This window comes from Sphingopyxis sp. SCN 67-31, from assembly GCF_001725095.1.
In genome coordinates this window covers 1-7,811 of sequence record NZ_MEFH01000139.1, presented here as the reverse complement: position 1 = coordinate 7,811, position 7,811 = coordinate 1, and the positions used below count along the sequence as shown (strand labels likewise).

Genomic DNA, 7,811 nt, shown 5'->3' with positions numbered 1-7,811 from the left:
GACGTCCCGGCGTGTCTGAAAGAGCGGCGTGGCGACCAGAACCGCCAGCAATCCCGACCAGAAAGGCCATTCGAAGGGCGAGGCATCGAAATTATAGCCAGCGCCGTTCCACACGATCAGCGCCATGATCGCGCCCCAAAGGAGCGCGAAGCCTGCGGCCCAGTGCCCGCGGCGGATTTCCATGCCGAGCGTGAACACCAGCGTTGCGACCGCGACGAAGGTCGCGAGCGCCATCCGCCAGCGGTCAAGCGGATCGCCATAGTCATGGTCGATGCAGGCGTGAAAAAGCAGGCCCGCGGTCGCGCAGAGCGCCGCCATGACCCAGGGACGCTGCGGCCACGGCGGATCGCTGTCGTCGAGGCGAGTGGAAAGCACGGGCGAATCGGGCGCGGTGCCGCTTGCGATGCTGTCGGTCATGCCCCACATCTGGGCTTGTTTGATGGCGCGGCGCAAGCCAGATAGCGCACCCGTATCTCCCGCCGCATGGAGCCCTGACTTGGCCCGCAAATTCCTCTATTTCATCGCCGCAATCATCCTGATGATACTTGGCGTCGGCATTGCCTATCAGCTCAATCCCGGCTAGTTCGGGCGGGTCGCCTTCGTTCCGAGCAGCGATTTCGTGCCGCAAGCGGCGGTGGCGGCCAACGCCTATGACGATCCCAAAATGTGGATCGCCCGCCCCGGCCTGCCCGACGACCCGTCGGCCTGGCGTCCGCCCGCCGCCGAAGCGGTAGACGGCGAAGCAAGCGCCCCTGAACCGGGCGCACGGCCGCTGATTGCGCCCGCAAAGGCGGCCGAAGCATCGGGAGCGGCACCGATCGCTCCGCTCGGCGATGCGGCGGTCTTTTTCGTCCACCCGACAAGCTATTACAGCAAGGCGAGCTGGAACGCGCCACTCGGCGATGCCGACGCCGATTATCGCGCCACGCTGTTCGTGCGCGGCATGGCAAGTGCATTCGGCGATGCCGGCGCCATATGGGCGCCGCGCTATCGCCAGGCGACGCTCGGCGCGTTCCTCGCCGAAGACCGCGTAACGGCGGGCAAGGCGATCGACGCCGCCTACCGCGACGTCGAACAGGCGTTCGACGCCTTTCTGGCCGCCATTCCCAAGGACAAGCCGATCATTCTTGCGGGCCATAGCCAGGGCGCGCTGCATCTGACGACGCTGCTCAAGAACCGCATCGCGGGCACGCCGCTCGCGAAGCGCATCGTGGCCGCCTATGTCATCGGCTGGCCGATCAGCCGCGACACCGATCTGGCCGCGCTCGGCCTGCCCGCCTGCGACACGCCCGATCAAAAGGGCTGCATCCTGTCTTGGGCAAGCTTTGCCGAGCCCGCCGACACCTCGATGGTCACCGGCGCCTATGACGGCACAATCGGCTTCGATGGACGCCCGCGCGCGGGCACGCGCATGCTCTGCACCAACCCGCTTACCGGCACGCCCGATGCCGCCGCCGGACCGGAGGCGAACATCGGCACGCTGAAACCGTCCGATGGCTTCCGCAAGGGCGACCTCATCACCGGCAAGGTCGGCGCCAAATGCGACGACGATCGCGGCTTCCTGCTGATCGGCGATGCCGATGCGGCGCAGCATTTTGTCGTCGCGGGCTATGTGCTGCCCGGCAACAATTATCATGTCTATGACATCACCCTCTTCTGGGCGAATGTCCGCGCCGATGCGCTGCGGCGTCTCGCCGCGTTCGAAAGCAAACCCTCGCCGGTGCCGCCCCCCGCAGCGCCGGTTGCGACGACGACGCCCACCTCTAAATCCTAACATCGTCATTGCGAGCGAAGCGAAGCAATCCAGAGTAGGCGCAAACCGCTCTGGATTGCTTCGCTTCGCTCGCAATGACAAGGCTTTGGGATTAGGGGTCGATCGATGATTACCACCGCTGCTTCCGAATTCGCCGCCGCCCTGCCCGGTGGCGGCCGCCTTGTCGGGCTCGATGTCGGGACCAAGACGATCGGTGTTGCGCTGTGCGACGCGGGATGGAGCTTCGCGACGCCTGACAAGACGATCGTCCGCAAGAAATTCACGGTCGATTTCGAGGCTCTCAAGGCGTTGATCGCCGCGCAATCGGTGGTCGGCATCGTCGTCGGCCTGCCGCTCAACATGGACGGCAGCGACAGCCCGCGCACCCAAAGCACCCGCGCCTTCGCGCGCAATCTCGCGCCGCTCGCGCTACCCTTGCTGCTGTGGGACGAGCGCTGGTCGACCGCCGCGGTGGAGCGTGCGATGATCGCCGCCGACGTCAGCCGCGCCAAGCGTGCCGAGCGCGTCGACAGCGCGGCCGCCGCCTTCATCCTGCAGGGCGCGATCGACGCGCTGGTGCGCTGACTTTAACATTTCGCGGGTATTTCGCGGTTATACGGCCGAAAATGACCGCCTATATTCTCTATTGGCTTATTGCCGCCAACCTGATCGCTTTTGCGCTGATGGTAATCGACAAGCGGCGCGCCGACAAAGGGCTTTGGCGCATCCGCGAAGCGACGCTACTCGACTGGGCGAGGATCGGCGGCGCGATCGGGACCGTCGCGGCCTCGCGCCTCGTTCGCCACAAGACGCGCAAACAGCCCTTCGCGGACGATATGCATTTTCTGTTCGCGATGGAGGTCGTACTCCTGACCTTGTGGGCGTTCGGCCTCTTCGATCCCGTCCTGTCCGAAGCGGAGAGCAAACTCGGTCCGTTCGTATCCACGGCGCTTGCCTATTTGCGCGCTGCGACCTAAAGGCTCGGCTTTAATGACAAGCGCAACTCCTCGACCCGCCAGCGACTATCCGCCCGGCGGCGATGCCTTTCGCCATCGCCACCTGACCGGTATCGCCCAGCTCACCCCGTGGGAGATTTCCTACATCCTCGACGCCGCCGAAGAGTGGGTCGAACTCAATCGCAGCGGCGCGGCGAAGCATGACGACCGGCTCAAGGGGCTGACGATCATCAACGCCTTCTTCGAAAATTCGACGCGCACGCTCCTGTCGTTCGAGATTGCGGGCAAGCGCCTCGGCGCCGATGTCGTGAACATGCACGCCGCACAGTCGAGCGTGAAGAAGGGTGAGACGCTGATCGACACGGCGATGACGCTGAATGCGATGCGCGCCGACGCAATGGTGATCCGCCACGCTTCGTCGGGCGCGGTGCGGCTGATCGCCGACAAGGTCGATTGCCCGGTGCTCAACGCGGGCGACGGGCGCCACGAACATCCGACGCAGGCGCTGCTCGATGCGCTGACGATCCGCCGCCGGCTCGGACGGGTCGAGGGGCTGACGATCGCGATCTGCGGCGACGTATTGCACAGCCGCGTCGCGCGTTCGAACATCCTGGCGCTGACGCTGCTCGGCAACGAGGTGCGCGTCGTCGCGCCGCCGACGCTGACGCCGCCCGCGATGGAACGGATGCATGTCGCGACCTTCACCGACATGGACGAAGGGTTGAAAGGCGCCGATGTCGTGATGATGCTGCGCCTGCAGAACGAGCGCATGGACGGCGCCTATCTGCCGAGTGCGCGCGAATATCACGCGCTCTACGGCCTGACGCCGCAGCGGCTGGACAAGGCGAAGCCCGATGCAATCGTCATGCACCCCGGCCCGATGAACCGCGGGGTCGAGATCGACAGCAATGTCGCCGACGATCCGGCGCGCTCGACGATTACCGAACAGGTCGAAATGGGGGTCGCCGTCCGCATGGCCTGCCTCGACATATTGACGCGCCGCAAGCGGGGGGTGCCCGGATGGAACTGAAGCCCCTCCTGATCGCCAATGCGCGCCTACTCGGCGGCGAAGCGGGCAGCCTGCTGGTGGCAGGCGGTCGCATCGCGGCGCTGAACCCGTCGGACACGCCGGAGGGCACCGACACAGTCGATGCCAAGGGCCAATGGCTCGCCCCCGGCATCATCGATTTCGGCGTCTTCGCGACCGACAAGCCGGCCTTTCACTTCGGCGGCATCACGCGCGCGGCACTTATGCCCGACAGCGGCCCGCTCGACGGCGCGGGTCTGGTCGAACGCGCCGCGAAGGGCGGCAAGCCCGACCTATGGGTGCACCCGATCGCCGCCGCGACCAAGGGCCTCGCCGGCGCCGAACTCGCCGAGATCGGCCTGATGCAGCAGGCGGGCGCGCGCGCCGTCGCCACCGGACGCGCACGCATCGCCGATGCCGGCGTCATGCGCCGCGTGCTGTCCTACGCCGCCTCGCTCGGCCTTACCGTTATCGCCCATGCCGAAGACGAAGGGCTGACCGCCGGCGCGGTTGCGACCGATGGCGAGATGGCGACCCGGCTTGGCCTTGCCTCTGCGCCCGCGATCGCGGAAGCGATGGCGATCGCACGCGACCTCATGCTCGTCGAGGAAACCGGCGCACCGATCCACTTCCGCCAGGTCACCACCGCGCGCGGGCTCGACCTTGTCCGCGCCGCCAAGGCGAAGGGCCTGCCCGTCACCTGCGGCATCACGCCCGCGCATCTGTTCCTGTCGGACACGGCGATCGGCGATTTCCGCACCTTTGCGCGCCTGTCGCCGCCGCTGCGCAGCGAGGACGACCGCCACGCGTGCCTCTCCGCCATCGCCGACAGCACCATCGACGTGCTGGCATCCGGGCACGATCCCCGCGGTCCCGAGGACAAGCGCCTGCCCTTTGCAGAAGCGCTGCCCGGCATGGCGGGCGCCGAAACGCTGCTCGCGATGGGACTGCAGCTCGTACGCGATGGTCATGTCACCCCGGCGCGGCTGTTCGACCTGCTCGCCGCGACGCCGGCGAAGCTGCTCGGGCTCGACGCGGGCTCACTGACGGTGGGTGCCGACGCCGACCTGATCCTGATCAACGAGGGTGCGCCGTGGCAGGTCGATGCGAAGCGGATGGCCGCCTGGGCGGGCAACACCCCCTTCGACGGCATGCCGGTGCAAGGCCGCGTCACCGCGCTATGGAAGGGCGGCCAGCGGATTCGCTGACGGCCCGACCACGACGAGTCGCATCGACGCCCGCCGCCGTTCGTCGATTGTGTCTGGAAAGTTTCATTTGCAACATTAGGGTCGCCCGAAATTTCGGGGAGTGACCATATGACGATTGCCGAGGCGACGCCGGATTTCGAAGAGGGCATGGACCGCGCCGACCGCGCCTTTCTGGGCCATCCCAAGGGCCTGGGCTATCTGGCCTTCGTCGAAGGGTGCGAGCGTTTTTCCTATTATTCGATGCAGACGCTGCTCGTGCTCTACATGGTCAAATATCTGCTGCTGCCCGAACATGCGAGCGGGGTTTTCGGGCTGGAATGGCTGCGCGGCTGGTATGGCGGGATCGACGGCCAACCCTTCGCGTCGAAGATTTTCGGGGATTATACATCGCTCGTCTATCTGACGCCGATCGCCGGCGGCTTCATCGCCGACCGCTGGCTCGGGCGGCGCGCGACGCTGATCGCCGGCGGCCTAATCATGGCGATCGGCCATTTCCTGATGGCGTTCGAGGGCGCCTTCCTCTTCGCCCTCCTCGCGCTGATCGTCGGCGTGGGACTGTTCAAGGGCAATATCGCGAGCCAGGTCGGCGAACTTTACAAGCCCGGCGATCTGCGGCGCGCGATGGCGTTCCAGATCTTCTATATCGCGATCAACGTCAGCGTCATCGCGGCGCCGCTGATTTCGGGTACGCTGGGCGAAAAGGTCGGCTGGCACTGGGGTTTCGGCACCGCGGGCGTGGTGATGGTCATCGGCCTGATCCTCTATATCATGGCAGGACCGTGGCTGCCCGCCGACAATCGGCCCGCGAAAGGCGCGGCTGCGAAAGCGAGCGAACCGATGTCTCGGCAGGACTGGCTGCGCGTCGTCGCGGTGCTGACGCTGGTGCCGGTGATGGCGGTCGCGCTGCTCACCAATCAGGAAATCTTCAACGCCTATCTGGTCTGGGCCGATCAACATTTCCAGCTCACCTTCTTTGGCGAGACGCTGCCGACGAGCTGGATGATCACCATCGACGCGACGGCGAGCTTTTCGATGCTCGCCGCGGTCGCCGCCTTCTACGTCTGGTACGGCAAGCGCCACCGCGAACCCGACGAGCTGGGCAAGATGATCATCGGCAGCGTGTTCACCATCGCCGGCGGGCTTTGCCTCGTCGTGGCGGCGGCAACGCAGGGCGACGGCAAGATCGGGCTGTTCTGGCCCGTGATGTTCCATCTGCTCAACAGCGTCGGCTTTGCGCATATCCTGCCCGTCAGCCTCGCGCTGTTCACCAAGCTGGCACCGAAGGCGCTCAACGCGACGATTGTCGGCATCTACTACCTCGCCTTCTTCGGCGCGAACAAGATCGTCGGCGAAGTAGGCACCTGGTATTCGTCGATGCCGACGACCAGCTTCTGGCTGTTCCATGTCGCGACCGCCGCGGTCGGGCTGGTCGCTTTCATCCTGTTCAAGCTGTTCCTCGCGAAACGGCTGATGGGGGAAGTGGAGGCGGCCTAGAGCCTGATCGTTTTTGCCTGAATCGTCATCCCGGCGAAGGCCGGGATCTCGCCGATGCGTCAGACAGAGGCGGCGGGATCCCAGCCTTCGCCGGGATGACGAGATTAGGACGGTGGCGTTTCAGCCTAACCCGATCACGATTCAGAACAGCCGCGACCCGTTCGGCACCGCGTGGTCGGGGGCGAAGAGGATCACCTCGCCTGCCTCGTCGGCAAAGCCCAAGGTCAGTACTTCGGACATGAATTTGCCGATCTGGCGCGGGGGAAAGTTGACGACCGCGGCGACCTGCCGCCCGGGCAATTCCTCGAGCGCATAGCGCGCGACGATCTGTGCGCTGCTCCTCTTGATGCCGATTGCGGGACCGAAGTCGATCTTCAGCTTGAACGCCGGTTTGCGCGCTTCGGGAAAAGGCTCGGCCTCGACGATCGTGCCGATGCGGATATCGACGCGCAGGAAATCGTCGAAGGCGATTTCAGGTGCGGCGGCTGCGCCCGCATCGTGATTAATATGCATTCAATCAACTCCGTTCGCCCTGAGCTTGTCGAAGGGCCGTTCTTCTCTCATGCCGTAGAAGAAAGGACCGTGCTTCGACAAGCTCAGCACAAACGGATTTTGAGGATCATTCCATCTCCAGGATCACCGCATCGACCGCGAGGCTGTCGCCCTGCGCGGCGTTGACGGTCTTCACCACACCCGATTTTTCGGCGCGAAGGATATTCTCCATCTTCATCGCCTCGACGGTCGCCAGCGGCTGACCCGCCTCGACCTTGTCGCCTTCGCCGACATGCAGCGCGACGAGCAGGCCGGGCATCGGGCAGATGAGGAATTTCGACAGATCGGGCGGGATCTTTTCGATCATGTGGCTCGCGAGCGGCGCGACGTGCCAGGGCAGCACGCGCACATTATGGATCGCGCCGCGCGTCGTCATGCGCCAGCCGGTCCGCGTCTTCAGGGCCTTCACCGCCAGTTCGCTGCCGTCGATCTCGGCCACCACCAGCCGGTCGCCGGGCGTATATTCCAGCGCGATGTCGATCTTGTCGCCATCGACCTTGATATGCTTGTGGCCGAGTTTGACCTTGTGGCTCGTGCCGTCGATCGTCACCTGCCATTTCGCGGGCGGGTCGATCCGGTCGCCGAGCTGACCGTCGGTGCGCCGCGCGCGGTCTGCCTCGGCACTGGCCATGAAACCCGCGATCGCGGCGAGCGCGCGCGTCACCGCTTCGTCGGTCGGCGCGCCGTGGAAGCCTTCGGGATATTCCTCGGCGATGAAGCCGGTCGTCAGCTCGCCCGAGCGGAAGCGCGGGTGCTGCATGATCGCCGAGACGAAATCGATATTGTGGCCGAGCCCTTCGAGCTCGAAGCGGTCGAGCGCC

Annotated in this window: 9 protein-coding genes and 1 pseudogene; 7 read left to right on the top strand and 3 right to left on the bottom strand. The window is 65.5% G+C overall.

What is annotated here, in order from left to right:
• A pseudogene (locus ABS88_RS21590) lies at positions 1 to 417 on the bottom strand (DUF4153 domain-containing protein); the annotation flags it as partial.
• A 22-nt stretch (positions 418 to 439) separates the two neighbouring features.
• Between ABS88_RS21590 and ABS88_RS25075 the strand changes: the two are divergent.
• The 7 genes from ABS88_RS25075 (at position 440) to ABS88_RS21560 (ending at position 6,438) form a co-directional block, all read left to right on the top strand.
• Complete coding sequence (locus tag ABS88_RS25075) at positions 440 to 583, top strand: hypothetical protein (protein ID WP_353745133.1); 144 nt, start codon at positions 440 to 442, stop codon at positions 581 to 583.
• 36 nt (positions 584 to 619) lie between these two features.
• Complete coding sequence (locus tag ABS88_RS21585; RefSeq protein WP_353745132.1) at positions 620 to 1,774, top strand: DUF3089 domain-containing protein; 1,155 nt, start codon at positions 620 to 622, stop codon at positions 1,772 to 1,774.
• Between the two features lie 105 nt (positions 1,775 to 1,879).
• Positions 1,880 to 2,338, top strand: a complete 459-nt coding sequence (gene ruvX, locus ABS88_RS21580) for a Holliday junction resolvase RuvX (protein WP_286750549.1) — start codon at positions 1,880 to 1,882, stop codon at positions 2,336 to 2,338.
• Between the two features lie 41 nt (positions 2,339 to 2,379).
• Complete coding sequence (locus ABS88_RS21575; protein ID WP_003043601.1) at positions 2,380 to 2,730, top strand: DUF1294 domain-containing protein; 351 nt, start codon at positions 2,380 to 2,382, stop codon at positions 2,728 to 2,730.
• 13 nt (positions 2,731 to 2,743) lie between these two features.
• On the top strand, positions 2,744 to 3,739 hold the full coding sequence (locus ABS88_RS21570; protein ID WP_286750548.1) for an aspartate carbamoyltransferase catalytic subunit: 996 nt from the start codon (positions 2,744 to 2,746) through the stop codon (positions 3,737 to 3,739).
• Positions 3,730 to 4,944, top strand: coding sequence for a dihydroorotase (locus tag ABS88_RS21565; protein ID WP_286750547.1), 1,215 nt, complete (start codon positions 3,730 to 3,732; stop codon positions 4,942 to 4,944). Before ABS88_RS21570 ends, ABS88_RS21565 begins: the two co-directional genes overlap by 10 nt.
• 108 nt (positions 4,945 to 5,052) lie before the next feature.
• The gene (locus tag ABS88_RS21560; RefSeq protein WP_286750546.1) at positions 5,053 to 6,438 is read left to right on the top strand and encodes a peptide MFS transporter; all 1,386 of its coding nucleotides are present in this window, start codon (positions 5,053 to 5,055) and stop codon (positions 6,436 to 6,438) included.
• A gap of 141 nt (positions 6,439 to 6,579) precedes the next feature.
• Here ABS88_RS21560 and ABS88_RS21555 read toward each other — a convergent pair whose 3' ends face one another.
• Together ABS88_RS21555 and ABS88_RS21550 are read right to left on the bottom strand one after the other, a co-directional pair.
• Positions 6,580 to 6,951, bottom strand: a complete 372-nt coding sequence (locus tag ABS88_RS21555; RefSeq protein WP_286750545.1) for a tRNA-binding protein — start codon at positions 6,949 to 6,951, stop codon at positions 6,580 to 6,582.
• Positions 6,952 to 7,057: 106 nt separating this feature from the next.
• A partial coding sequence (locus ABS88_RS21550; protein ID WP_286750544.1) for a biotin/lipoyl-containing protein occupies positions 7,058 to 7,811 on the bottom strand: 754 nt, incomplete at its 5' end.